This window comes from Kribbella deserti (assembly GCF_042434725.1).
GTDB lineage: Bacteria > Actinomycetota > Actinomycetes > Propionibacteriales > Kribbellaceae > Kribbella > Kribbella deserti.
Window position 1 is genome coordinate 294,124 of record NZ_JBHLTC010000005.1, and the last position, 24,833, is coordinate 318,956.

Here is a 24,833-nt window from a genome sequence, read left to right on the forward strand (position 1 = left end):
CAGGCAAGGAACCCGGCGATTTCTAACCGAGGAAGGTCGTCAGCGCCGAGGTGACGGCGGCAGGGTTCTCCTCCTGCAGGAAATGCGCCGTGTTCGGTACCTTCTGCACCCGCACATCGGTGCCCTGCTCGGCCCAGACGTACTGCATGAAGTCGTAGCTGTACTCCGAGGCCAAACCGAGCAGCGGCGCGGTGATCTTGCCGTACGTCGCGAAGTCGGTGATGTCGTCGTGGAACGCCTGGTACCAAGCGTTTCCGGCCCGGATCGCGTCGGGCTTATTGTATGCCTGGGCGTAGATCCGGCGGTCACGCTCACCGATCGAGCCCGGGTCCATCAGGATCGTGTCGAACAGGTGATCCACCAGGTACCGCGACCGGCCGGCCACGAGCTGCTCCGGCAGACCCTGGACCTGGTTGAACGCGAACCACCAGATGTTCAGGCCTTGGTGCGGCCGCGGCAGCAACGGGATGTCGTACAGGCTGGGATCCGGGTGGCCCACGTCCATCAGCACGACCTTGTCCGTCGCCGCGGCGTGGTTGACGGCGAAGCTGTGCGCCACCATCGAACCGATGTCGTGACCGGCGATGTTCACCTTGCCCAGGCCGAGGTGCCGGGTCAGTTCGTAGATGTCCTTGGCCATCGTCTTCTTGTCGTACCCGCCGGCCGGTTTGGACGAACCGCCCATACCGCGCATGTCGACCGCGATCACCCGATAGCGCTTGGCGAGGGCCGGCAGCACCTTGTGCCAGGCCCACCACGTCTGCGGCCAGCCTGGAACGAGCACCAGCGGCTCGCCGGTCCCACCCGTCACGTAGTGCATCCGGATGCCGTTCACCTGCGCGTACCGGCTGCGCAGCCCCAGCGATCGCGCCAGCGCCTCGTCGGCCGGCGCGCCCGCCTGCGCCTGGCCCTGCGCGTGTGCCTGGCCCGCTCCTCCAGTGAGTACCGCGGCCAGGCCCGCCCCGAGCCCCAACGCCTTTCGCCTGTTGATGTCCATCTCGCTCGCCCTTTCGGCTGTTTGCTCCCCGATCGCGAGCAAGCTAGCCGACGCCAAGGGCCATTCACAGTTGCTGGCGTCCTGGAAAACCTACGCGTTTTAAGGCCTTTCGATCCACGTTGTAAGGCTGCACGGTACGTAGCGGCCGTCCCACCTTGGCGTCACCAGTACGGCGACAGGCTTACTCGCGTTGCGACGCGTGGTTACGCGGGGTGATGATGAATATGGGCGTCGCTGCTGGCCCGAGGGGGATGTGGTTGTGCAGATTCAGCAATGGCTGGGATGGATGCTGCGCGCGTGCCGGAATCTGGGCACCGAACAGCGGTTCCGGAATCGATCGGATTTCGCGCGGGCCTGGCCGGACGGCGAGCTGGTCGAAGCGGTGCACGTGTCGACCATTCAGCGCTGGGAAACCGGCGTACTCCCGGTGCCACGCCCCGCGCTGAGACGCTACGAGGAACTGCTCGGCCTGCCGACCGGCCAGCTGACCGCAGTGTCGGACCATCTCCACGAGCTCAACCACCATCGCCGCCATCCTCCCGTCGGTGGTGGCGGCGATCTGAGGCTGCTGCCGATCCACAGTCGCCGAGTCGGCACTCTGCTGGATCGGGCTTGCTCGTCCGGGATCGTGTCCGGCGTCGAGTGGGACGAGCTCACCGGACTGTTGACTCAATGGCCGTCCACATTGCTGCCGTGGCGAATGTGGGAGGCGATGTCCCAGCGTCTACTGCTGGAGATGCTGGCTGCGGACGGAATCGCCTGGGTGCAACGCTACGAGGCGATGGTCCGGCTGCTCACTCACCCGTGCGGTGGGCCGGCGGCCATCGCCGCGTGTGCCTCGGCCGCCGGTCTTCGCAACCACCAGGCAATGACCTCGACGGTCGCGGCGCTGGGCTCCAGCGATCACACCGACTCGATTACGGCGATGATCACCCAGGTTCACAACCCGACCAACGATCGCGCGCTGACCGGCGCTGTCGCCGGACTGGCGGAGGCGGTCGGGCGTGGCCGGCTGGATCTGACCCAGCGCCGCCGGGTACTGGTCGCGTTGCAGCCGTTGGCCGGCTCGGGCGACGATCTCGACGCCAGATCGGCTCAGATCCTGCAGCGGTTGTCGCCTGTACCGCGGCAGCCAGCGCCGGTTGCACCGCCGGACGATCCGCAACGTCACGTCACCGAGCGGCTGACGCTCCGTGCGATCGCACAGATGGAATGCAGCGATGCGGCTGGTTATGACGGCTTCGCCGAACTGGTGCACCACATGCTGTGCTACCCCAGTGGCGACACCCAACTGGCAGCGTCTTTCGCAATCGCCGCCACGCCCTACCGTGGACCTCTCGCGGTAGCACTGCAAGAAGAGCTGATCTCACCGGGCACGATCGCCGGGTCTCCCGAGTGGAGCACTACTCTGCTCGCCGCGCTGCGGACGCTGGGCGGCGAATCGGAGCTACAGCTGGCTGAACGGATCGTCACGGCCACCGGGATCCCGGCCGAAACCATCCGGGTGGCCGCGTTCGCGATCGCCCACCTCGGGGACAAGACTCCCGCCTTGTGGTGGAAACACGCCATCGACCAACGGCTGGGCATGGTCGCGGCAGCGCCCGATCGGCCCGCGGATATCGAGATCTTGCGCGGTCTCACCTACAGCGCCGGTATCACCGGCCGCCGCGATGCCCTCGAACAACTGCGATCAGACCCGCGAACGCCATTCGACTCCCGAGCGGCAGCAACCTGGTGGCTGGACGTCCCCGCCCACATCCTGACCAGCGCCCGCCACTGACCCTCGCACCCGAAGCCCTGGCCGAAGCGGCGCCACTGCAACGATCCCCCGCGCGAGGACGAGGTCGTCGTACGGCGCGGGTCGACGGGTGCCGGGTGATGGCAAGTGGTTGTGCGCCGCGGGATCGCCTGCGCACAACCGCGCCGCGGGCCGGCCGGCGCGGGCCATTCTCGAACGAAGCCGCTTCCGAGTCGGCTTCGGAAGCCCACAGGCACAGCCCGTACGTCGACGGAAATCCCAACCGATGGCGCTAACGGGCCGACAACGTCAACCGCGAGGCAAGGAGCTAACGATGGAACCGATTCACGAGCGTCGAGCTCTGGCGACACCCACCAAGAAGACGGCCAGGTTCGCACGCCGCATCACCGCGATCACCACCACGGCGCTGGCCGTGACGGCGATCGCGATCACCCCCGCACACGCAAGTTGGTACCCCGCGACAACCGGCGGCAGCGGCGCGAACCTTCGGTCGTGCGCCTCGACGTCGTGCCCGATCAGCGCTGCCTCGGTGCCGGCCTGGACCGGGATTCGGATCGTCTGCCAGAAGGTCGGCCAATCCGTGAGCGGCTACTACGGCACCTCGAACTTGTGGAACTACATCGTCTGGGAAGGCGGCCCGGGCCGGCCGGAGGGCTTCGCCGCCGACGCCAACATCAACACCGGCTACTCCTACTGGATCCCCGGCATCGAAGTCTGCCGGTGACAAAGGATCGCGCCGCTCCCCCACACCTGGGCGGCGCGATTCCCCGGCGCACGAACGAGCCGCTGCCCACCTCGTCGTACCTAGAACTGACGGCATGACCTACCAGGTAGGTCATGCCGTCAGGTGCGCAAAGGTCAGCCGGCGAAGGTGTAAGCACGCGTCGCGCGGTCGACCACCTTGTGCAGACCAACATGGTCGGCCGCCCGGCCACCGGCGCTGATCTCGCCGCCAACGAGCTTGAAGCTCGCCTGCGGGTTCAAGACCCGAAAGATGACAAGCCGCTTGGCTCCGGAGCCGTCGGTGTAGGTGTAGGTCATCGTTTTGGTCGGGTAGTAGCCGCGGTAGTTCATGGACTTGGTGCTGCCGTCAACGATCGACAGCACACGGAAGTTCTTCGTACCGCGCAGTGCCTTGATCTTGGCGTTGATCGCCGCGTTGAAGGTCGGCGCCTCGCGACCCTCGATGTAGCCGTCGACGCGCAGGTTCCACAGCTTGTTCGGGCTGGTGAACCGGGTCGTGCCCACGTCGAGCCGAGCCTTCGTCCACCCCTTCGGCGCGTGCGTGCTGACGGTCCACTCGTCGTTCGGCTTGTTGTGGCCCCAGACGTGGTATTGGTACGCGGTCACGTTGAGCGGAGCGACGGCGGCCGCGCTCGTGCTGGCGGCGGGCGCCTGCGACGCGGCGTTCGCGGCCGTGCTGGCGAGTGCTCCCGTGCCGGCGATCCCCACCAGAGCCGCGATGCCGATCACGCGCTTGAACTGGAAACGCATTTTGTTCTCCCCCAAGTATTCGGTCGATTTGTGCCCCGTAAGACTTCCCCAGCAGGGTTTTAGTTGATCTCGACTTCATAACGTCGATCACGGCCGAAAGGTGCTGCCGAAGCACGCCCGCCGGTGAGCCAGGCCGATGTTCATGGCCGAGGGCAACGGGTTGGGGTCGGCGGGTTGAGGTCGGCGAGTCGAGGTCGGCGGGCCCAGGAGTCGGCGATGGGACCGGGACCGGTGATCGCTAACCGCTTCGACGTGCGCAATGAAAATCGTTATCGTTTGCTGCTATGTCAGTCAGCTCCCCGCCCGTGCGACCACCCCTCGCACGCACCAGACCCGATCTCAGGACGTCATACGCCCGACATCGACTCCTGATCGCCGGTCTTGCCGTCACGCTCGGCGTCGTTGTCGTCGTCAGCTCCGGGATCGGCCCGGTCGCCGTTCCGGTTGGTACGACGGCAAAAATCCTCTGGGCCCACCTGGCCCCGGCGACCACGTGGCGACCTGGACGCTGGCCCAAGATCAGATCGTCTGGACGTTCCGTCTCCCCCGCACGTTGCTCGCGGCGTTGGTCGGAGCCGCCCTGGCCGTTGCCGGAACCGTCCTGCAGGCGGTGATCAGGAATCCGCTCGCGGATCCCTTCGTACTAGGCGCCTCCTCGGGGGCGTCGCTTGGCGCAGTCGCCGCGCTGGCCGGTGGCGCCGTCGTACCGGGGGTGATCGTCTCCGGCGCGGCCTTCTCCGGTGCCGCGGTCGCGGCGTTGCTCGTCTTCGTGCTCGCCCAGCGGGGCGGCCGCGTCGAGTCCCTTCGGCTGGTGCTCGCGGGCGTTGCTCTGTCGTACCTGTTCAGCGCGGCTACCAGTTGGATCACCGTCACCGCCGAGCACGGCAAGCTGCCAGGCCTGGTGTTCTTCCTGCTTGGCAGCGTGTCAACGGCGACCTGGCAAATGCTCACGATCCCGGCGATTATCGTGGCGGCCTGCGTGGTGCACGCCCGGCTGCGGGTCGGACCGCTCAACGCGGTGATGACTGGTGACGAGACCGCGACCTCGCTCGGCGTGGACGTGTCCCGCTTCCGCATCGAGATGCTGCTGGCCACCTCACTGCTGACCGGCGCGGTGGTCGCGGTCAGCGGCGGTATCGGCTTCGTCGGCATGGTCGTGCCGCACATCTGCCGGCTCATCGTCGGCGCCGACCATCGGCGATTGTTGCCGGTGGCAACCCTCGGTGGCGCCATCTTCCTGGTCCTCGTCGACATCGTCGCGCGCACCGCCGCCGCACCACAGGAGCTTCCGATCGGCATCGTCACCGCCGCGATCGGCGCGCCGTTCTTCCTGTGGCTGCTGCGCCGGCGCCCGGTCGGGGGTGCCTGATGAAGGTGCACGCCCACGACATCGGCGTGAAGCTGTCCGGCCATCCGGTGCTCAGCGGCGTCGACCTCGACGTACAGCCCGGCGAAGTGGTCGGCCTGCTTGGGCCGAACGGCTCCGGCAAGTCCACCCTGCTGCGCGCGATCTACCGCGCCGTTCGGCCGTACGCCGGCACGGTGCACCTCGGCGATCTGGACGTGTGGGCGTCCTCGCCCCGGGCGGTGGCGCGGCGCTCCGCCGTACTGACGCAGGACAATCCGACCGAGCTGGAGTTGACCGTCCTGGACGTCGTCCTGCTGGGGCGCGTTCCGCACCGGACCCTGACCGGCCGCGGCCATCGAGAGGACACGGCCCTCGCGCTCGACTGTCTGGCGCAGGTCGGCGCGAGCCACTTGGAACAGCGAATGCTGCCGACGCTGTCCGGCGGTGAACGGCAACGGGTGATGCTGGCTCGCGCTCTCGCGCAGCAACCGAAGGTGCTGCTGCTGGACGAGCCCACCAACCACCTCGACATCGCTCACCAACTGGACCTCCTGGCGCTGGTACGACGTCTCGGCGTCACCGCGATCATCGCCCTGCACGACCTGACCCTCGCCGCGGCGTACTGCGATCGGCTGGTCCTGCTGAACGAGGGCCGCGTCGTCACCGCCGGGCCACCCGAACAAGTCCTCACCCCGGAACGAGTGCTGTCCGTGTACGGCGTCGCGTGCGACGTACTGGTCCATCCCCGGACCGGACGGCTGCTGCTTGCCCTGACTCAAACCGATACCCCTGTGAAGGAATCCATCGCATGACGAACCGCCCGATCCGTCCGCTGCTCGCAACCGCCCTCGCCCTCGCCGGCGTGGTTGGCTGCGGCAACGTCTCCGTCGGCGCCGAACCGTCGACCGGTACGCCGGCGGCGCAAGCGCAGTACCCGATGAAGGTCACCAACTGTGGTCGCGAGTACACGATCGCGAAGGAACCACAGCGCATCGTCAGTCTCTACCCAGGTCAGACCGAGATCCTGCTGCGGCTCGGCCTGAAGGACCGGATCGTGGCGCAGGCCCAGGAGACGGCGTCCGAGCCGGATCCGGAACTGGCCGGCGACTTCAAGTCGATTCCGTCGCTGGGCGCGAGAATCCCACCCAGCAAGGAGGTCCTGGTGGCGCAGTCGCCGGACTTCGTCTACAGCGGCTCGGAGTACGAGTTCAACACCGAGCAGGGCTTCGCCGGCAAGGACGATCTGCTCAAGGCCGGCGCCACGCCGTACGTCGCGACCGCCGGCTGCAAGCAGCGGCGATCCACCGGCACGGTGGAGGACGCCTTCACCGATCTGCGCACCCTCGGCAAGGTGCTGGGTCGTGCCGATCAGGCTGCCGAACTCGAGAAGAAGGCGCGCGCCGACCTCGCCACGGTGACCGATCGCATCGCCGGGCGGCCGCCGGTCAAGGCCGCGCAGGTCTTCTACGAGGGCGGCAAGCTGTACGCCATCGGCGCGGCGATCGAGGTGGACATGCTGCGGCTGGGCGGCGGCAAGAACGTTTTCGCCGCGACCGAGCAGCGCTTCGCCGACTTCTACGCCGCCGAGGTGAACGCCGAGGTCGTGCTGGAGCGCAATCCGGAGGCCTTTGTGTTCGCCGTTCAGAACGAGGCACACCAGCGGCAGACGGTGGATTACCTGACTCGCACGTTCCCCACCACGCCGGCCGTTCGCAACCGCCGGTTGGTCGGCGTCCGCAATGCCACCTTCGCGCCCGGAACGCTAGCCAGCATCGAAGGCGTGGCCGCGATCGCCGACGGCCTGCACCCGAAGGGCTGACCGTGTCACAGACCACCGAGGTCTCGCTGCTGCGGGACAAGGTCTTCATGTACTTCCTGCTGGCCCGGACCGTGGCGGTGCTGGGTTCCGCGATCACCTCGGTCGCCCTGCCGTTGCTGGTCTTCCAAGTGACGTCATCGCCGCTGATCACGTCGCTCGTCACGGCGGTCCAGGTGCTTCCGTATCTGGTGTTCGGGCTGGTCGCGGGCGCGATGGCCGACCGGCTTCCCCGGCGTAGGCTCATGCTGGCCTGTCAGGCGGTATCGGCCGCGGCACTGCTGACCGTGCCGCTGGCCTCCTGGCTCGGTGGTCTCACGGCTCCACACGCGGTCGCGGTAGCCGCCGTCGTCGCGACCAGCTTCGTATGGTTCGACGCCGCGTCGTTCGGCGCCCTGCCGGCACTGGTCGGCAGGGCGCGGATCGTCCCGGCCAACAGCATGGTCTGGACGGTCACGACCTTGGTCGGCCTCGGCGGCCCGGTGGTCGGCGGAGTCCTTGTGGCCGCGGTCGGCGCTGCTCCGGCGTTGTCGTTCGACGCTGCGTCGTACGTCGTTGCCGGGGCCCTGCTCGCGCTGATCGGTAGATCGTTCGACGCGCCTGGAGCTCGTGCGGAGGGCCAACCCCGCGAACGGCTGCGCACCGGGATCAAGGAGGGGCTGCAGTTCGTTTGGCAGCACCCGGTGGTTCGTTCGCTGACGCTGCTGGGGGTCGGCAACTCGATCACCGGCGGCGCGGTGAGCGCCCTGCTGGTCGTGTTCGCCGTACGCGATCTCGGCCTGTCCGAAGACGGTGGTGGCGTCGGGCTCGTGGTCGGCATCGTGGCAGCCGGAGCGTTCCTCGCGGCCGTGGCGCTTCCGAGGCTCACGAGCCGCGTTCCGATCGGCTGGATCACCATCGCGACGCTGACGACCAGCCCTCTCGCGCTCCTCCTCACCGCCGCGGCGCCTTCATTGCCTTGGGCAACCGTTCCGCTGCTGCTCTGGAGTCTCACCAGCACTCTGACGATCCTCAACGGCATCAACGCCCGGCAGATCGTCACACCCTTGGAACTCCAGGCCCGCGTCAACACCACCGCCCGAATGCTCGCCTGGGGCGGAACCCCACTCGGCGCGCTGGCCGGTGGCCTTCTAGCGGAGGCCGCGAGCGCCCGCTTCGCGTACGCAGTGATGTCCACCGCCGTCCTCGTCAGCGCCGTACTCGCCTGGCGCTCCCCCCTCCGCCACCGAGCCTTCGCCACCACAAACCACCCAGCCAGTGAGCCCGCCGGCTAGCAGCTCCGGCCATCATCCGTCCCCCGCGAGGGCGCCTCAGTGCGCCAACTGTCTCCGCGAGGCAGCTCGGCGCACCGGCCAACACCCACGGACGCGATTGTCCCGCGGACACGATCGTCGCACGCGGACGCGATCGACGCTCGAGGCTCCGCCGGACATCGGACCAACCGCCAGTCTTGGACGACGACGTCGGCGCGGCTGTCGGCATCCCACCCGGCTACCCGGGCGGCGCCGCCGCTGCCGACTTGTTGTACCGCTCCCCGTTGTAACCAGGCACCCGCGCCAAGAATCGGCACACCGCCCACCCAGATCACCGGTCACCACCAACCATCTGGCCACGTGACGGCCAGGCCGACGCGCATTCCGCGTCCGACCGTCGGAAAGAAGTTGGCGTCGGCTCCGCCGCGCGCAGGCGGTCCGTGCCCGGCGAGAGCTGGTTGTCGACGGAGCAGGTGATCTGGTCGGCGGACCAGTCGACGGCGTACGTGTGCAACTCCGTGACGTCGATCGGCAGTCGCACCGCGTCGAAGTCCTCCGGTACGGCGGGGCCAACCCCAGAATGCTTCCTGCTCCTCGCGGACGACCAGGCCCTCGCGGTACGGCTGCTGGCCAACTGTGCTGCCCATCGGACCCTAGTGTCCTGAGTCGGAAGTTCGTGCTTCAGCTCCGGTGTCCAGGTGCGTGCATCGCAAGGCGGAGAAGCGGTCGCGATGCTCTAGCATCGTGGCCGTTTCTCCAACGCCGCGAGGTGCGTGCCTGGGCGCCGGAGATGTGCACGAACTTCCGACTCAGGACACTAGTAGTTGCCGGACTGGATGCCGGACTCCCGCAGCGGCGGGCGGTGATCGTCGCCACACCACAGGCCCTGCTCCGGCGGGATGAACAGGCGCAGGCAAGACCCGTTCAGCTCGTACCGCGCTGCTGTGCGTCGCGGGAGGTGGCGCAGGCGAGATAGGTGGCGGCGCAGGCTGGAGGCGACTTGTGCAACGGCTCCAGCCCGCGCTGCCTACTGGCGACCCGCCGGGCTGATCCAGCTCAAGACCAAAGGGCTGTCTTGACCGGTCGGCCACCGTACGACGCCAGAAGCTGGCACCTGCACGGTCTCGAACGTCGAGTCACGGCCAGAAGCATCTCGCACTCTGCACGCCAAAGCAATGCAAAACTTATGCATGACCACAACCGCGGCCCGAACAGGGCGTGGCCACGACTCAATTGGGTACAGGAGATCGATACAGGCGCGGGGAGTCCGAGAAATGGTGAAGTACACGGAGTTGCTGACGCGCCTCACAGACCTGACGGTCGCCACGAGCCCGCCGGTCGGCCTGCCGGAACGCCTGTGCAGGGCCAGCCAGGAGATTCTCGGCGCCGACGGCGCAGCCTTAACGGTGAGAAACACGACGGCCAGCCGCGCAACCGTGTGTACGACGGACAAGGTCATCGCACGCCTCGCCAACTTGCAGGAAGTCACCGGGCAAGGGCCCTGCCGCGAGGCCTTCCAGCACGGCACCTACTTCACCGTGGACCTGGATGACCGGTTCGATCCGCGGTGGCCGGAGTTCTCCCGAGCCGCGCGGCGAGCGGTCGGCCCGGCCACCATGTACTCCTTCCCGATTCACCCTGACGGCGAGACCTTCGCCGTCATCAGTCTCTACACCGTGCCGGACAAGGACCTCGCCGAATCGACCGGGGACGCGCAGTTCCTCTTCGACGCGGCCGGCAAGGCGTTGCTCGGAGACGCCGCCGCCCACGCGCGGCTGGAGCTGGCCGGAGCCTGGTCGTCCCACGCCGAAGTCCACCAGGCCTGCGGCATGGTCGTCGCCCAACTCCACGTCGCGCCGGACGATGCGCTGGCCATCCTGCGCGCGCACGCGTACGCGAGAACCATCACCTTGGCCGATACGGCGCGACGTGTCATCGACCGGGAACTCGACTTCCGACCGCGACCGTTCAACCGCTAGTGTCCTGAGCCCACAGGACTTTGATCAGGGCAACGTGCTCCTCGGCGCCCAGGCCCGCCTTCACCGCTCGCTCGAACAGGTCGGCCGCGAAGAGCGGGAAGTCGGCGCCGATCCCGGCGTCCGCCGCTTGGCGAACCAGCCCGCGCAAGTCGTTCGCGACGGTGCCCAGGGTGCTCTCGGGATTCGCGTACCGCTGATGCTGAACGACGGCGCCCATGTGCGCCGCGTCTGCGCCCAGTACCGGGCTCAGGCTTTTGACGAGCTGCCCGAACTCCTCGGCATCCAGCCCCTCGGACTGCGCGATGCCGGCGCCGTGAGCGAACCCGATCCAGTGCCCGGCCAGGTACGCCAGGGTGGACGCGAACAAGGCCGCGGCCGAACCGATCGGTACGCCCTGGTGAATCACGGTCCCGGCCAAATCCTGCCAGATCGCGGTTGTTGCCTCGTACAACGACTCGTCGCCGGCCACCGCGATCACCGCTTCCGGGCCGCCGATCTGCCGCGGCCACGCGAAGATCGCGCCGTCCAGGTAGGCCGCGCCAAGCCCGCGAACGACCTCGGCCAGCTCCCGCGCCTCACCGGGTGTCCCCGTGCTGAGCTGGACGAACACCGTTCCCGGCTGGACCTGCGCCGCGTCGATCAACTGCCTGGTCGCCGCGTAGTCGGACACGCAGATCACGACTACCGGCGATGCCGCGACGGCCTCGGCGACGCTGTCCGCCAGCTTGGCGCCCGCGTCCGTGAGAGGTGCGGCCCTGGCTGGGCTCCGGTTCCAGACCGTCACCTCGCGACCAGACCGCACCAACGCGGCGGCCAAGGCCGACCCCATCTCGCCGAGGCCGAGAACCGTTACTGCACTGCACATACTGATTCCTCCAGGTCACCAGAACTTGACCTGTCCAGCCTTGGCGTTATCAGTTGAAACTACAATTACTGACTTTTTTGTCAGTGCCGCCTGGCACGATGACGGCATGAAGTTTCCTCTCTCGGACAGTTGTGGCCTGGGACCGGCGTTGCGCGTCATCGGCGGCCGATGGAAGTCCGTTCTCATCTGGGAGTTGCACGAGGGCCCGGTCCGCTTCGGCGAGCTCCGGCGCCGCGCACCGGGCATCAGCGAGAAGGTGCTGATGCAGCAACTGCGCGAACTCGAGGCCGACGGCGTGGTCTCCCGCCACGTGGTGCGCGAGAAACCACTTTGGGTGGAGTATGAACTGACCCCAGCCGGTCAGAAGCTGAACGACGCGGTGCACACCCTCGCCCTCTGGGGCCAGGAGCACGCACCGTCCCACGCCCGAACCGGCTAGTGTCCTGAGTCGGAAGCTCGTGCTTCAGCTCCGGTGTCCAGGTGCGTGCATCGCAAGGCGGAGAAGCGGTCGCGATGCTCTAGCATCGTGGCCGTTTCTCCAACGCCGCGAGGTGCGTGCCTGGGCGCCAGAGATGTGCACGAACTTCCGACTCAGGACACTAGTCGCGGGACAGCACCGTTCGTTCGATCATCGTGACGACGAGCTCCGTTGGCGGCGTGGTGTCGTAGTCCGGGTCGTTCATGTGCTCGGACACGATCCCGTCGATGGCGCCGCCGATGACGATCGCGGCCGAGCGGAGAGCGACGTCGCCGGTCAGGCCCCGCGCCCGGCGGGCCGCCGCCAGTAGGTCGGCCAGCGCTCGCCAACGGGAGGCGGGATCGGCCGGCTCGCCGGTGTGGATAGCGGCTTCGACGATCATCCGGGTGTGCCGCGGATTGTCGCGCAGGTGCCCGATCATCGAGCGCACGTACGCCGCTGGCCAATCCTCCGGCCGGGTTGCGTCCACGGCCGCACCAACCGCCGTGATCAGGGCGCCCAGGACCTCGTCGCGTGCCGTCTCGACCAGCGCGTTCTTCGACGGGTAGTAGTACAGCACCGCGGCCTTGGTGAGATCCGCACGCTCCGCGATCTTGGCCAGAGACGCCCCCGCGTAACCCACCTCCGCCACCAAATCCACGGTGACCGCGATCAGCTGCGCGCGACGAGCCTGCTCGGTGATGGTCAGCTTCCGGTCAGGCGGCAATGGCGGCATGACCCCGATTCTACCGTACGGTTAGAATACTTACCGATCGGTTAGGAGTGGATATGACGCAAAAGTCCGCACGCAAGAAGCGCCGCTGGCCGCGAATCGCGCTCGGCGTGATCGTGGTGGCAGGCGTAGCCGTCGCGCTGGTCCTGCGCTCGCCATCGCCCGTCGGCCACTGGAACAGCGCTGACGGTTACGAGGACTACCTGGCCAAGTACGACCAGGCGATGAAGGATCTGCCCGCACCCGCGCTCACACGCGACATCCGCACGCAGTACGGGCTGGTTCGCGTTTACCGCTTCACCGGCAAGGGCAACCCGGGAACAGCCCCACTGGTACTGCTGCCGGGTACGTCGTCCGGCACGCCGGTGTGGGCCGACAACCTTCCGTCCCTGCTGCGGATCGGCGACGTGTACACCCTCGACCTGCTCGGCGAGCCGGGGATGAGCATTCAGAACCGGCCGATCAACACCTCCGAGGACAAGGCCGCCTGGCTGGACCAGACTCTGGCCGCGCTGCCGGAGAAGAAGTTCAACGTGATCGGCTTGTCGATCGGCGGCTGGACCGCCGCGAACCTCGCCCTCCGGCGCCCGGAACGCGTGGCGACCCTCACCACGCTCGATGCGGTCAACGTCTTCGGTGGCATGCCAGTGGAGACCATCGTGCGCTCGCTCCCGGCGGCGGTGAAGTGGCTGCCTCGTTCCTGGCGGGACAGCTTCAACTCCTACACCGCGGGCGGCGCGCCGGTGGAGCAGGTGCCGGTCGCGGACATGATCGAGTCCGGCATGAAGAACTACACGATCCACCAGTCCCAGCCGGAACGGATCACCGAGCAGCAACTCGGCGACCTGACGATGCCGGTACTCGCGTTCATCGCCGGGAGGTCGGTGATGCACGATCCGCCCGAGGCACGCCGTACGGCGGAGAGCCACTTGCGGAACAAGACCGTGCAGTTCTACCCCGACGCCTCCCACGCGATGAACGGCGAGTACCCGGACCAGATCGCCGCCGATCTCCAGGCCTTCCTTGCCGCCCATCGCTGAAGACGGTTACCGGCGTCCACAGCACTGGCCAGCGGACGATCAGGCGACCTGGCGGGTCATGTCGCGGCGTTGGTTCAGCTTTTCGCGGCGCTTCTTGTCCTTGAACCTCCAGGTGAAGCTGCCGGGCTTGCGAGCCTCTTTGCTCAGCTCTTCAGTGAGGAGCCCGTACGAGCTCGACTTGATCTTCTGGGCCAGTGCGCCGCTGATCGAGAAGCGGGTGGCGACGTCGTGCATGGAGGCGAGCTGAACGATGGCGGCGTTGCGGCCCAGCGCGAAGCACTGGAATCCCGTGCCGATGTTGACCTCCTTCGGCTGCCTCTTGTCCAGCCGGGCCAAGATCGCATCGGCCGCGAACGCACCCAGCGGCCGCGCGGTCGCACAGCTGGCCCGGAACGGCATCCCGGAGGGTGAGGCCGAGTCGCCGGCGGCGAGAATACGGTCGCTGTCAACGCTGGTGAGGGTTTCGTCGGTGAGCAGGCGGCCGGTGTCATCAGTGCTCAAGCCACTGCGCCGGGCAAGATCCGGTACGGAGAAGCCGGCGGTCCAGATCGTCACCTCGCTCGGCAGTTCGCGACCGTCCTGGAGCTGGACCGCGTGGCTCGATACCGCGGTCACGATGGCGTCAGGACCGACGATCACGTTCACGTTCAACTGGGCCAGGCGCTTCGCGAACTTGCGACGGACCCTCGGGTGCAGATACGGGCAGAGCACCTTGCCGCACACCAGCGTCACGGCGCGCCCCTGGTCCGCCAGCTCGGTTGCGACCTCGACACCGGTCGCTCCGGAACCGACAACCGTGACCGGGGCCGACGACGGCGTGGCGTCGACGATCTCCCGCAACCGCGACGCGGCCTCCAGATTGGCGACCGGGTGGGCGAACTCTTCGGCGCCAGAGATGCTCGTCAAGTCGAAGCTGCCGCTGCCGGGTGCGTAGATCAGATAGTCGTACGCGAGCGTGTCGCCACCGCCCAAGGTCACGGTCCGGCCGGTCGCGTTGATACCGGTCGCGGTGTCGACAACGAGCTGGATCCGCTCGGACAGGATCTCCTGGTAGTCCACGACCGGCGCGGGCTCGCCAGCCACGTGCTGGTGCAGCCGGAGCCGCTCGACGAACTTCGGTCGCGGATTGACCAGCGTCACGGCGATGTCATCGCGCTGGGTCAGGCGGTTCGCCGCCATCACACCCGCATATCCGCCGCCGATCACGACGACCTTGATCGCCGGGGTGTTCGTGGTGTTCGCAGTCATGCCGTCTCCTCGAATCAGGTGGATACGGCCTCAAGACGCCGGCCGACCGCCCGCTGTGACAGCCAGAGCCGCGAAATGTCACCCAGATCACCAGGCAACCGCCGCCACCGGTGTGCCGTGCCAGCCTTGGGCAGGGCCCGCCGTTCTGCGGCCCCTGCTTCGCGGTACCGCTCAAGGCCACCCGGATAGCGTTGAACTCTGCACCGGTCCGACCGCTCGCCACCTCTTGCCAGGAAAGGACCAAGAAAGTGAAGAAGTATTTACTCTTCGATCACGACGGTGTCCTGGTGGATACCGAGTTCTGGTACTTCAAGGCTGGCGAGCGCGCACTCGCGGACATCGGTTTGACCTTGAACAAGGATCAATATCTCCGCGACATGAACCAGGGATTGGGCACCTGGGTTCAGGCCAGGTCGGCAGGGGTTGACGAGCAGACCATCAGCAAACAGCGCGAGATTCGCAATGAGTATTATCAGGAGTATCTGAGAACGGAAGCCATCGAGATCGAAGGGGTCGTCGAAACCCTTGCCGAGTTGAGTCAATACGCCCGGATGGCGATCGTGACGACGGCGAAGCGCGCGGATTTTGAGCTCATTCACGAGCAGCGTCAGATCAGGCAGTTCATGGACTTCGTTCTCGTTCGCGAAGACTACAACTTCGCCAAACCACATCCCGAGCCGTACCTGACCGGGCTGAAGCGGCTCGGTGCCACGAAAGAACAGACGCTGATCGTCGAGGATTCAGCCAGAGGACTGAACTCAGCCGTGGCAGCCGGCATCGACTGCGCCATAGTTCACAACGACTTCACCAAAGCGCACGACTTCACCCAGGCCGGCTATCGCATCAAAGCGCTGAAGGAATTGAAGGACATCGTTCTCAGCGCCCTGTAGGCGCAGGCGGGCCGACTGCTCGCCGCAGCCCGGCGACCCCGCGAAGTCGACGAGTCATTGCCAACAGCGGGACCGTGCAACATGATGTTAGCGCTAACTTTCTCGGTGCCGCCCTACCGAAGGATCCGCCCATGCGCTTGCCCATGCCCCGCCACGCGCGCTCTGTGCGGCGGCTGATGCTGACCGCAGCCGCGACCGTACTCGCCGCTGTCGCGAGCATCGTCGCCGTGCCACCAGTCGCCTCAGCCGTCGGTCCGGCCCCGCACTACCTGATGACGGCGTTCACCAACAGCAGTGAGTCGAACATGTACGTGTACGACTCGGCGAACGCGACCAACTTCACCCAGGTCAGAGCGAACGCGTACACCCCGCCGTCCGGCCTCATCCGCGATCCCAGCGTGATCCGGCATACCGACGGCTACTACTACATCGTTTACACGACGAACTGGACCGGCGACACGATCGGCTTCGCCCGCAGCGCGGACTACGTCAACTGGACGTTCCTGCGCAACGTCCGGGTCGGTCTCAACGGAGCCACCGGCAGCACGTGGGCGCCGGAGTGGTTCAAGGATTCCGACGGCAGCGTGCACGTGATCTTCTCCGCGTCCACGACCGGGACGGCCGGCCAGTTCCGGCCATACCGGATCACGGCGACGAACGGGGACCTGTCGGCCTGGACCAGCCCGGTCGCGCTCGGTATCCCGGCGAACTACATCGACAGCTTCGTGGTCAAGGTCGGCGGGACCTACCACAACTTCCTCAAGAACGAGACGACGAAGTACATCGAGCACGCCACCGCCACCTCGCTGAACGGACCGTGGACGTTTGTTGGCACAGGCAACTGGGCGGGCTGGGGTTCTGGCCTGGAAGGGCCCGCGGTCGTGCGGCTGCCAGACGGCCGCTGGCGGCTCTACTTCGACCAGTACGGACAACGCCGGTACTTCCACGCCGACAGCACCAACCTCAACACCTTTGGCAGCAAGGTCGAACTCCCCGGTCTCTCCGGTGTCGCGAGGCACTTCACGGTGCTGCGGGAGGACTCCGGCGACAACACCGCCGTACCGACGGGCAACCGGTCCCTTCGCGCGGTGAGCGACACCGCCCGGTACGTCCGGCACCGCGACAACCTCGCGTACGTCGAGCCGGTGAGCTCGTCCAGTAGCACCACCACTCGCCAGGACGCCACCTTCACCGTCGTACCGGGACTGGCGAACGGCAACTGCTACTCGTTCCGGTCGGTGAACTTCCCGAACCGCTATCTGCGGCACTACAACTTCCGCGTCCGGCTGGACGCCAACTCCGGTGACTCGGCGTTCGCCCGCGACGCCACGTTCTGCGGACGCGCCGGGCTGGCCGGCGGCACGTCGTTCGAGTCCTACTCGCATCCCGGCCGGTACCTACGCCACTACAACTTCGAGGTCCGCGTCGACTGGCGCAGCTCAGACGCGGCGTTCGCACGTGACGCGTCGTTCACCGTTTCCGCGCCCCTAGCCTGAAAGGACAGCCGATGAAAAGCACCCTCCATCGTCTGCTCGTACTTGTACTGGCCATCGTCACCTGCGTTGCCGGCCTGCCTGTGTCGCCAGCGAGCGCGACGCCCGCGGTGCGTAACACCAACCCGATCGCGGAGCGACGGGCCGACCCGCACATCTTCAAGCACACCGACGGGTTCTACTACTTCACCGCGACCGTGCCGGAGTACGACCGCATCATCCTGCGCCGCGCGACCACGATCCAGGGCCTGGCCACAGCGGCCGAGACAGTGATCTGGCGCAAGCACGCCAGCGGTGAGATGGGCGCCCACATCTGGGCACCGGAGATCCATTTCATCAACGGCAAGTGGTACGTCTACTTCGCGGCCGGACGCAGCAACGACGTCTGGCGGATCCGGATGTACGTGCTGGAGAGCTCGAGCGCCAACCCGGTGACCGCCACCTGGACCGAACGCGGCCGCATCACCACCCCGTGGGACACCTTCTCGCTGGACGCATCCACATTCGTCCACAACGGCGTGCGGTACCTGACCTGGGCACAGAAGGAACCGGGCATCGACACCGGCTCCAACCTGTACGTCGCCCGCATGGGTGCGAGCCCATGGTCGATCACCGGCCAAGTGACCCGGCTGACCGTGCCGACACTGGCCTGGGAAACCCGTGGACACAAGGTCGCGGAGGGGCCGACGGTCCTGCAGCGCAACGGCAGACTCTTCCTGACGTACTCGGCCAGCGCCACCGACGCGAACTACTGCCTCGGCATGCTGACCGCGTCCGCGTCGGCGGATCCGCTCAACGCCGCATCGTGGACAAAGAGCCCGAATCCCGTGTTCGCCAGCAACGCCGCGACCAGTCAGTACGGACCGGGCCACAACTCGTTCACGGTGTCCGAGGACGGCCAGAGCGACATCATGGTCTACCACGATCGCAACTATCGAGACATCAACGGCGATCCCCTCAACGACCCGAACCGCCGTACGCGCGTGCAAAAGGTCTACTACAAGGCCGACGGTACGCCGGACTTCGGCATTCCCGTCGCCGATGGCGCAACGCCGGTCCGGCTGAAGTCGTACAACACCGAGCGGTTCGTACGGCATTGGGAGTACCGCGCGAGGCTCGAGGCCAACGTCGCCCCGCTGGCGGACTCGCAGTTCAAGATGGTGACGGGTCTGGCCGGCTCCGGCACGGTGTCGTTCGAGTCGACCAACTTCCCCGGCTACTACCTGCGGCATCGCAACAACGACCTGTGGGTCGAGCGCACCGACGGCAGCGCCCTGTTCCGCAACGACGCCGCCTTCACCCAGCGCGCGGGACTCGCCTCGAGCTCGGCCTTGTCGTTCGAGTCGCTGAACTTCCCCGGCCGCTATATCCGGCACAGCAACGGCTTGGTCTACCTGCAAGCGGTCACTGACGCGCAGGGCCGCGCCGACGCCACCTTCGTACTGGAATGACATCAGGCAGGAGAAGGAACATGAGAGCGGCAACCCGCATTACCGCCTTGTTCGCCACCGCAATGGTGCTCTGCGCCTCCCTGGTGGCTCCTCCGCTACAGGCCGCAGTAGCGGCCACAGTGGACCCCAATGCCTACTACGTCCTGGTCAACCAGAACAGCGGCAAGGCCTTGGACGTCTACAACCTGGCCACGAACGACGGAGCACCTATAGCGCAATGGACGCGTAACGACGGCGCGTGGCAACAGTGGCAGTTCGTGGATTCAGGTGGCGGCTACTACCGCCTGAAGTCCCGGCACAGCGGCAAGATTCTGGACTTCCCGTCGACCGCTGACCGGACCGGGCTCGTTCAAACGACCGACGCCAACCGCACCGGCCAGCAGTTCCGCCTTGCCGACTCCGACGGTGGACGCGTCCGCCTGATCAACCGAGCCAGCGGCAAGGCGGTCGACGTACTGGACTTCTCTACCGCCGACGGCGCGCAGGTTGTCCAGTGGCCCGATACGGGCGGGACCAACCAGCAGTGGCAACTGGTCCGGGTTGGATCCACTGGCACGTTCACCAACCCGATCAAGCGCAACGGGCCTGACCCGTGGCTGCAGTACTACAACGGCTACTACTACCTGGCGACGACCACCTGGAACTCCACGATCACGATGCGCCGGTCGCGCACGCTGGCGGGCTTGTCGAGCGCAGCGGACACGGTCGTGTTCAACCTGTCCGGCCGACCCAACGGCTGCTGCAACATGTGGGCGCCGGAGTTCCACCTGCTCAACGGTCGCTGGTACTTGTACTACGTGGCCGGGCAGAACGTGCCGGAAATCAACCCGACCCAGCGCCTGCACGTGCTGGAAAGCGCCGGCACCGATCCGATGGGCCCGTACACGTTCAAGGCGGATCTAGGTAACACCTGGGAGCTGGACCCGAGCATCCTGCAGCACAACGGCAAGCTGTACCTGATGGGCAGCGCGATCGACGGAACCCAGAGTCTGACCATCACCCCGCTGTCGAATCCGTACACGATCAGCGGCGCCCGGCGCACCATCTCCCAGCCCACGCTGGCGTGGGAACGGCAGACGGCGGCGGTCAACGAGGGCGCGGAACCGCTGTACCGCAACGGCCGCGTCATGATCGTGTACTCCGCCAGCGCCTGCTGGGGTCCGGACTACAAGCTCGGCCTGCTCACCCTCACCGGGTCCGACCCGCTCATCCGGTCGCACTGGACCAAGTCGCCGAACCCGGTCTTCCAGCGCAACGACGGCAACGCGGTTTTCGCCCCCGGCCACAACGGGTTCTTCAAGTCGCCCGACGGCACCGAGGACTGGATCGTTTACCACGCCAACGACAGCGCGTCGGGCGGTTGCGACATGAACCGCTCCACCCGCGCGCAGAAATTCACCTGGAACGCCGACGGAACTCCCAACTTCGGCACTCCGGTCCGCCTCGGCACACAACTCCCCGCACCCTCTGGCGAGCCGACCAGCTAACCGGACCCGGTCGCTGGCGGGAGGCGCGGACCGCACCTCCCGCCAGCGCGTTACGGCCCCATCGTTTCCCGGCCACGCCGACGTTTTTCTCGATCACTCCGACGTAACGTCAGGCCTTGGACAGCAACGGAACGTTAAGTTTCAGCCACACCCTGAACAGGGACCGGACGGGGGTCTTGCAGGACATAACTCCGGCCCTATGATCACTCAGTCCTGCCTCGGCCTCCCGGCCACCGAACGAGCTGGAGACCGAACGTGGTCGACTACATCGCGGACCACTCCGCGGCGCGCGAATTCGCCGAACTCGCGACCGAACTGCACGACACCAACACGGTCGAGGAGACCGTCGAGGCGGTGGTGCAGTTCGCACTGCGAGCGGTCAACGTCGAACACGCCGGCGTCGTACTCGCGACCCGCGACACGATCGAGATCAGCGCCGTGTCCGACCCGCTGCTCGACGACATCTACCGCGCCAAGATCGCCCACGGCGAAGGCCCACTGCTCGACGCGCTGCGGTCCCAGACGATCGTGCAGATCACGGATGTCGCCACCGAACCGGACAAGCCCTGGCGGGCGATGCTGCTGGAACACGGGATCAGGTCCATCCTGCACCTGCCCCTAGGCGCCAGCGAACGCACCATCGGCGTACTGAGCCTCTACTGCGAAACGCCCAACGCGTTCAGCGAGGACGAGATCGCCGTCGGCGACATCCTCGCCCGGCACGCCTCGCTGGCCGTGGCCAGCGCCCGGCACGAGGAAACCCTGGCCAAAGCCATCGACGCCCGCAAGGCGGTCGGCATGGCGATGGGCATGCTGATGCTCAAGTACGACCTCGACGAGCCACGTGCGTTCGCCGTACTCCAGCGGTATTCACAAGATCACAACCGCAAGCTGCGCGTCGTCGCCCAAGAGGTCATCGACACCCGCAAGCTGCCAACCTGAGCCGCAACCTTCGGACCGCCTCCCCGCTGAAGCCAGTACCACGGGGTCAGGCGGTGTGCGGGGTGGTCAGTTGGAATTTCTGGCGCTTGACCATGAGGGTGCCGGCGAGTACTCCGCCGACCGCGATGGCCACCACCAACCATGCGGGCGCGCCGAGGTCGATCGCCGCCACGATCGCGAAGCCCTCGAACAACGCGATCAGGGTGAACCCGAGGTGGTCGAGGTACGGCGCAGACGGCGGCGTTCCGGCCGCGGGACGAGCCCGCGCGGCCTGGATCGCGCGCCACATCATGTACGCGCCGAGCACGATCAGTCCCGAGAACACCGCCCGGGCCGTCGTGGTCATGTCGCGCCACCCGATCGCCACCGAGATCACCATGAAGATGTCCAGCAGCGCGAGCGACCAGAAGTAGTACGGAAACCAGGCCTGTCGCCGTACCGCGACACAGCCGGCGCCGAACGCGACCACCCCCGAGGCGGCGTGCAGCACGATGAACACCGTATGCCACATCGCGTGGCCTCCCTCCGCCTACCAAGGAACAACCCTAGGGTCGCGCATTCAGGGGGCACTGTCACCGTCACCGCGGTGAACCCGGTCGGCCAGACCTGACCCGCGCGCTCAGTACGCTCCAGACAACTTGCTGACGGCAACAGAACGAACGAGGTACGGATGAACCGGCTGACGCGAACAGTGCTCGACGATTTCGCCGCCTGGGTCGAGGCACAGGGCCATCGGCCGGTCGACCTCACGCCGGTCGCCGATCTGTGCGCCGCGAAAGCGGTCATCGGGGACCCAACCCTCATCGCCGGTGGCCTCATCAGCGAACCGGACCCGCGGCTCTGGCCGGGCGCCGGCGCCGCGCCGTTCTTCCGCGCCATGCTGATGCTGGTGCCGACGGAGTCGGACTGGCTGCAAGAGGCCATGCGGGCAATGCCGCTGTACTTCGACTACCTGGCGACGCTGGACGACCCGCTGGTCGTGGCGGCGGACGATCCGAGCGATGCCAAGGCATCGTTCCTCGAGGTGTTCAGCCCGATCGAGCCCGTGCACGTGTCGACCGGCACGATGGTCTACCGGCTGGTCACCGGCAGCGGCGGGACGCTGTCCGGAGCTGACATCATGCGGCTCCCCTGGCAGGAACGGGAGGCGATCGGCGGGCCTGCGTTCACCGTGCTGAGTTTCACGATGGAGAACCTCCCGCCGGTACCGGTGCCCTCGGTCACTGGCCGGCTAGCGGAGGAATCGAAACTGCTGGCTGACTTCATCGCAGTGGCCCGGGCCGCGATCAGTGAACGACGCCGCCCGGACGGGGTGGAGGACTGGGTCTGGCGGCAGGTCGTCCTACAGGCCCTGGTTGCCGACATCGGCGACCCGGACGGCCTGCATCCCGGTCCCTCGCTGCGGCAATGGGACTCCGGCCGTGCAGACCTCAAAACGCGGGTCTGGTCGCGGGCGTTTCAGTGCGTAGCCCTCCGGTCCGCGTTGGGGCCCGACGACGACGCCTCGAAACCACTCGCACACGCCATCTTCACAGCACTGCAAGTGGCTGCCAGCTCAGGAGAAGTCCAGCTCGAGAAGGTCATCGCGGCCCGCCCCAGCGGCGGCGTCGACCCGGTACGACTGCGGGAACTGGTTCACCGGCTCGAAACCCTCGGCGCCGTCACGATCGAGGATGACGTCCTCCGACTGGCCGCGCTCGGTTCGACCGGTCTGCATCAGCTCGGCAACTGGAGTGGCACGCCTACGCCGGAACTGCTGGCGATTCCGTCCTGGCGAGACGACCTGACCACCTCGGACGTCGTCGCGGTCATGAACGCCGACGCCGATGGACGGGTGGGCGCAACGCCTGCCGAGGGATTTCCTCGTGGCTGGGTGGACCGCGCGAATCCGGAGCAGCTGACCCGGCTATTGCTCGACGCCATGCCATGGCTGAGCGAAAGCGCGACCGCCAGATCCTGGGGCGTACTCCTGAACATCGGCGAACCAGCCGCCACGCTCGTACGAGCACGCTTCGGCACCTGGCTCGAGCCTCAAGCGCGCGCGTGGCTCATCGTCAGCGGCTTCGGTTCGAAACACCTGCTCTCGCCCGAGGAGCACGGCGCCATCCTGCAAGGCTGGAACGCCGCGTGGGACCGGATCCCCTCCTAGACAGGTGTGTCAGCCGCTAGGCGGTCGGGACGTAGGGGTGTTCTGAGAGCTTGGGGTCCGGGCCGTACCGGTTGTTGCCGGGGGTTCCGTTGGTCACCATGAAGACGAGCAGAACGATCCAGCCGAGCACGGGCACGAGCGCCAGCAGGATCCACCAGCCGGTCCGGTCGACGTCGTGCAAACGGCGGAACGTCACGGTGATGGTCGGAACCAGGACCGCCAGGCCGTACAGCGTGACCAGCAGGCCCCCGCCGAATACCTCGTCGGTGCCGAGTGCGTACTCGGTGCCGATGAGCTCGTCGGCACCGACGATGACGAACGAGATGACGATGTCCACCAGCGTGAACATCCAGAACTCCCGGCGCCGCGCGCGACCGCTGAAGATCGCGTACTTCTTGATGACCTCCACATACCAACGCACCGACGACTCCGTCCGCTATCGACCAATCGATGCACTCTAGCGGCATCGGGGTCCGCCACGGCGGGGTCGGGCTCGGCAGGTGGGACAGGTGTTGGCTGGAGGCTGATGGGTACAGGTTCGATTCGCTCAGAAGGGATCTACCGTGACTCAGAAGATTGCTTTCCTGGTTGCCACCGAAGGCATCGAGCAGGTCGAGCTGACCGAGCCGTGGAAGGCGGTCGGCACCGCAGGATTCGAACCGGTTCTGCTCAGCACCGAAGACGGCCAGGTCCAGACGTTCGACCACCTGACCGCCGCCGGCAAGCAACAGGTGGACCAGCAGGTCGGTACGGCGACCGTCGACGACTTCGCCGCTCTGGTCCTACCCGGTGGTGTCGCCAATCCCGACGCCCTGCGGACCGACAGCGACGCCGTCCCCTTCGTCAAGGAGTTCGTTGCCTCCGGCAAACCGGTAGCCGCCATCTGCCACGCCCCCTGGACCCTGATCGAAGCCGACGTGGTCCGCGGCAAGACGGTGACGTCCTGGCCGAGCCTTCAGACCGACCTCCGCAACGCCGGCGCCACCTGGGTCGACCAAGAGGTCACCATCGACGGAAACCTCATCACCAGCCGCAACCCCGACGACCTGCCGGCCTTCAACAAGGCCCTCCTAACCGCCCTCAGCTAACGGCACCCCTCGACGCCGGCCCGCAATCGCACATCCGGCCGATTCGAGTCGTCGCCCCGCCCACGGCGCTGCTGGGGCCCATCGGAGTGGCACCGCCTTGGGCGGGACGACGCGGGCACGGCTGCCGCCTCTTGGTGCGACTACCCGGTTATGGGGCAGCCACTGCCGAGTTGTTGCACCGCTACCCGGTTGCAACCAGGTAGGCGCACCAAAAGGCGGCAGCCGGCCAACCACCAGACCACCGGTCGCCATGAATCACCCGGCCGAAGTGACTGCCACCCTGATGAGCCGCCCCGGCGTGTCTGGAGACTTCATTCGTTGGAAGGATGAAGTCCATGTCACGT

25 protein-coding genes are annotated in these 24,833 nt (G+C 66.9%); 16 read left to right on the plus strand and 9 right to left on the minus strand.

All coding sequences use genetic code 11. The features are described 5' to 3' along the window. Positions 1–22: 22 nt before the first annotated feature. A complete protein-coding gene (locus ACFFGN_RS05305; protein WP_380044167.1) occupies positions 23–997 on the minus strand; it encodes an alpha/beta fold hydrolase in 975 nt (324 codons plus the stop codon). 259 nt (positions 998–1,256) lie between these two features. On the opposite strand from ACFFGN_RS05305, the gene ACFFGN_RS05310 reads away from it, so the two are divergent. Both ACFFGN_RS05310 and ACFFGN_RS05315 read left to right on the plus strand, forming a co-directional pair. Beyond that, positions 1,257–2,777 (plus strand): hypothetical protein, encoded by a 1,521-nt coding sequence (locus tag ACFFGN_RS05310; RefSeq protein ID WP_380044168.1) that lies wholly within the window; start codon positions 1,257–1,259, stop codon positions 2,775–2,777. Between the two features lie 292 nt (positions 2,778–3,069). Further along, positions 3,070–3,480 carry a hypothetical protein gene (locus tag ACFFGN_RS05315; RefSeq protein WP_380044169.1) on the plus strand — a complete coding sequence of 137 codons (411 nt, stop codon included), beginning with the start codon at positions 3,070–3,072 and terminating at the stop codon, positions 3,478–3,480. A 134-nt stretch (positions 3,481–3,614) separates the two neighbouring features. Here the strand turns inward: ACFFGN_RS05315 and ACFFGN_RS05320 are convergent, their stop codons facing one another. Together ACFFGN_RS05320 and ACFFGN_RS05325 are read right to left on the minus strand one after the other, a co-directional pair. Further along, a complete protein-coding gene (locus tag ACFFGN_RS05320) occupies positions 3,615–4,250 on the minus strand; it encodes a hypothetical protein (RefSeq protein ID WP_380044170.1) in 636 nt (211 codons plus the stop codon). 347 nt (positions 4,251–4,597) lie between these two features. Next, positions 4,598–4,726 (minus strand): hypothetical protein, encoded by a 129-nt coding sequence (locus tag ACFFGN_RS05325; protein WP_380044171.1) that lies wholly within the window; start codon positions 4,724–4,726, stop codon positions 4,598–4,600. A 17-nt stretch (positions 4,727–4,743) separates the two neighbouring features. Here ACFFGN_RS05325 and ACFFGN_RS05330 point away from each other — a divergent pair, with 17 nt between their 5' ends. From ACFFGN_RS05330 to ACFFGN_RS05345, 4 genes are read left to right on the plus strand one after another with little or no spacing between them, the layout of a single operon-like run. After that, positions 4,744–5,619 (plus strand): FecCD family ABC transporter permease, encoded by an 876-nt coding sequence (locus tag ACFFGN_RS05330; protein WP_380044172.1) that lies wholly within the window; start codon positions 4,744–4,746, stop codon positions 5,617–5,619. Then, positions 5,619–6,410, plus strand: coding sequence for an ABC transporter ATP-binding protein (locus ACFFGN_RS05335; protein ID WP_380044173.1), 792 nt, complete (start codon positions 5,619–5,621; stop codon positions 6,408–6,410). The genes ACFFGN_RS05330 and ACFFGN_RS05335 overlap by 1 nt, the downstream gene beginning before the upstream one ends. Next, a complete protein-coding gene (locus ACFFGN_RS05340; protein WP_380044174.1) occupies positions 6,407–7,417 on the plus strand; it encodes an ABC transporter substrate-binding protein in 1,011 nt (336 codons plus the stop codon). Before ACFFGN_RS05335 ends, ACFFGN_RS05340 begins: the two co-directional genes overlap by 4 nt. Positions 7,418–7,419: 2 nt before the next feature. After that, positions 7,420–8,688, plus strand: coding sequence for an MFS transporter (locus ACFFGN_RS05345; protein WP_380044175.1), 1,269 nt, complete (start codon positions 7,420–7,422; stop codon positions 8,686–8,688). A gap of 310 nt (positions 8,689–8,998) precedes the next feature. Here the strand turns inward: ACFFGN_RS05345 and ACFFGN_RS05350 are convergent, their stop codons facing one another. Further along, positions 8,999–9,208 carry a hypothetical protein gene (locus ACFFGN_RS05350; protein ID WP_380044176.1) on the minus strand — a complete coding sequence of 70 codons (210 nt, stop codon included), beginning with the start codon at positions 9,206–9,208 and terminating at the stop codon, positions 8,999–9,001. Positions 9,209–9,941: 733 nt separating this feature from the next. On the opposite strand from ACFFGN_RS05350, the gene ACFFGN_RS05355 reads away from it, so the two are divergent. Further along, a complete protein-coding gene (locus ACFFGN_RS05355; protein ID WP_380044177.1) occupies positions 9,942–10,646 on the plus strand; it encodes an ANTAR domain-containing protein in 705 nt (234 codons plus the stop codon). On the opposite strand, the gene ACFFGN_RS05360 is transcribed toward ACFFGN_RS05355, so the two are convergent. Continuing rightward, complete coding sequence (locus tag ACFFGN_RS05360; RefSeq protein WP_380044178.1) at positions 10,636–11,511, minus strand: NAD(P)-dependent oxidoreductase; 876 nt, start codon at positions 11,509–11,511, stop codon at positions 10,636–10,638. The two genes, ACFFGN_RS05355 and ACFFGN_RS05360, sit on opposite strands and share 11 nt — an antisense overlap. Before the next feature lie 106 nt (positions 11,512–11,617). Here ACFFGN_RS05360 and ACFFGN_RS05365 point away from each other — a divergent pair, with 106 nt between their 5' ends. Further along, positions 11,618–11,950, plus strand: coding sequence for a winged helix-turn-helix transcriptional regulator (locus ACFFGN_RS05365; protein ID WP_380044179.1), 333 nt, complete (start codon positions 11,618–11,620; stop codon positions 11,948–11,950). Between the two features lie 160 nt (positions 11,951–12,110). On the opposite strand, the gene ACFFGN_RS05370 is transcribed toward ACFFGN_RS05365, so the two are convergent. Continuing rightward, positions 12,111–12,704 carry a TetR/AcrR family transcriptional regulator gene (locus tag ACFFGN_RS05370; protein ID WP_380044180.1) on the minus strand — a complete coding sequence of 198 codons (594 nt, stop codon included), beginning with the start codon at positions 12,702–12,704 and terminating at the stop codon, positions 12,111–12,113. Between the two features lie 53 nt (positions 12,705–12,757). On the opposite strand from ACFFGN_RS05370, the gene ACFFGN_RS05375 reads away from it, so the two are divergent. Beyond that, positions 12,758–13,741 carry an alpha/beta fold hydrolase gene (locus ACFFGN_RS05375; RefSeq protein ID WP_380044181.1) on the plus strand — a complete coding sequence of 328 codons (984 nt, stop codon included), beginning with the start codon at positions 12,758–12,760 and terminating at the stop codon, positions 13,739–13,741. Positions 13,742–13,780: 39 nt separating this feature from the next. Here the strand turns inward: ACFFGN_RS05375 and ACFFGN_RS05380 are convergent, their stop codons facing one another. Continuing rightward, positions 13,781–14,989 (minus strand): NAD(P)/FAD-dependent oxidoreductase, encoded by a 1,209-nt coding sequence (locus ACFFGN_RS05380; protein ID WP_380044182.1) that lies wholly within the window; start codon positions 14,987–14,989, stop codon positions 13,781–13,783. Positions 14,990–15,237: 248 nt separating this feature from the next. Between ACFFGN_RS05380 and ACFFGN_RS05385 the strand changes: the two genes are divergently transcribed. From ACFFGN_RS05385 to ACFFGN_RS05405, 5 genes are all read left to right on the plus strand, one after another. Beyond that, positions 15,238–15,879 (plus strand): HAD family hydrolase, encoded by a 642-nt coding sequence (locus ACFFGN_RS05385; RefSeq protein WP_380044183.1) that lies wholly within the window; start codon positions 15,238–15,240, stop codon positions 15,877–15,879. Between the two features lie 131 nt (positions 15,880–16,010). Then, positions 16,011–17,375 carry a glycoside hydrolase family 43 protein gene (locus tag ACFFGN_RS05390; RefSeq protein ID WP_380044184.1) on the plus strand — a complete coding sequence of 455 codons (1,365 nt, stop codon included), beginning with the start codon at positions 16,011–16,013 and terminating at the stop codon, positions 17,373–17,375. A gap of 11 nt (positions 17,376–17,386) precedes the next feature. Beyond that, positions 17,387–18,823: a family 43 glycosylhydrolase gene (locus ACFFGN_RS05395; protein ID WP_380044185.1), complete on the plus strand. Its 1,437-nt coding sequence runs from the start codon at positions 17,387–17,389 to the stop codon at positions 18,821–18,823. 20 nt (positions 18,824–18,843) lie between these two features. Continuing rightward, the gene (locus ACFFGN_RS05400; protein WP_380044186.1) at positions 18,844–20,310 is read left to right on the plus strand and encodes a family 43 glycosylhydrolase; all 1,467 of its coding nucleotides are present in this window, start codon (positions 18,844–18,846) and stop codon (positions 20,308–20,310) included. 255 nt (positions 20,311–20,565) lie between these two features. Then, entirely contained in the window at positions 20,566–21,252 is a 687-nt protein-coding gene (locus ACFFGN_RS05405) for a GAF and ANTAR domain-containing protein (RefSeq protein WP_380044187.1), read from the plus strand. A gap of 46 nt (positions 21,253–21,298) precedes the next feature. Here the strand turns inward: ACFFGN_RS05405 and ACFFGN_RS05410 are convergent, their stop codons facing one another. Continuing rightward, on the minus strand, positions 21,299–21,763 hold the full coding sequence (locus tag ACFFGN_RS05410) for a hypothetical protein (protein ID WP_380044188.1): 465 nt from the start codon (positions 21,761–21,763) through the stop codon (positions 21,299–21,301). Between the two features lie 159 nt (positions 21,764–21,922). On the opposite strand from ACFFGN_RS05410, the gene ACFFGN_RS05415 reads away from it, so the two are divergent. Beyond that, a complete protein-coding gene (locus ACFFGN_RS05415; RefSeq protein WP_380044189.1) occupies positions 21,923–23,401 on the plus strand; it encodes a hypothetical protein in 1,479 nt (492 codons plus the stop codon). Positions 23,402–23,417: 16 nt separating this feature from the next. Here ACFFGN_RS05415 and ACFFGN_RS05420 read toward each other — a convergent pair whose 3' ends face one another. Beyond that, positions 23,418–23,822 (minus strand): DUF805 domain-containing protein, encoded by a 405-nt coding sequence (locus ACFFGN_RS05420; RefSeq protein ID WP_380044190.1) that lies wholly within the window; start codon positions 23,820–23,822, stop codon positions 23,418–23,420. Positions 23,823–23,964: 142 nt separating this feature from the next. Between ACFFGN_RS05420 and ACFFGN_RS05425 the strand changes: the two genes are divergently transcribed. Beyond that, positions 23,965–24,489 (plus strand): type 1 glutamine amidotransferase domain-containing protein, encoded by a 525-nt coding sequence (locus tag ACFFGN_RS05425; RefSeq protein ID WP_380044191.1) that lies wholly within the window; start codon positions 23,965–23,967, stop codon positions 24,487–24,489. Positions 24,490–24,833 lie beyond the last annotated feature (344 nt).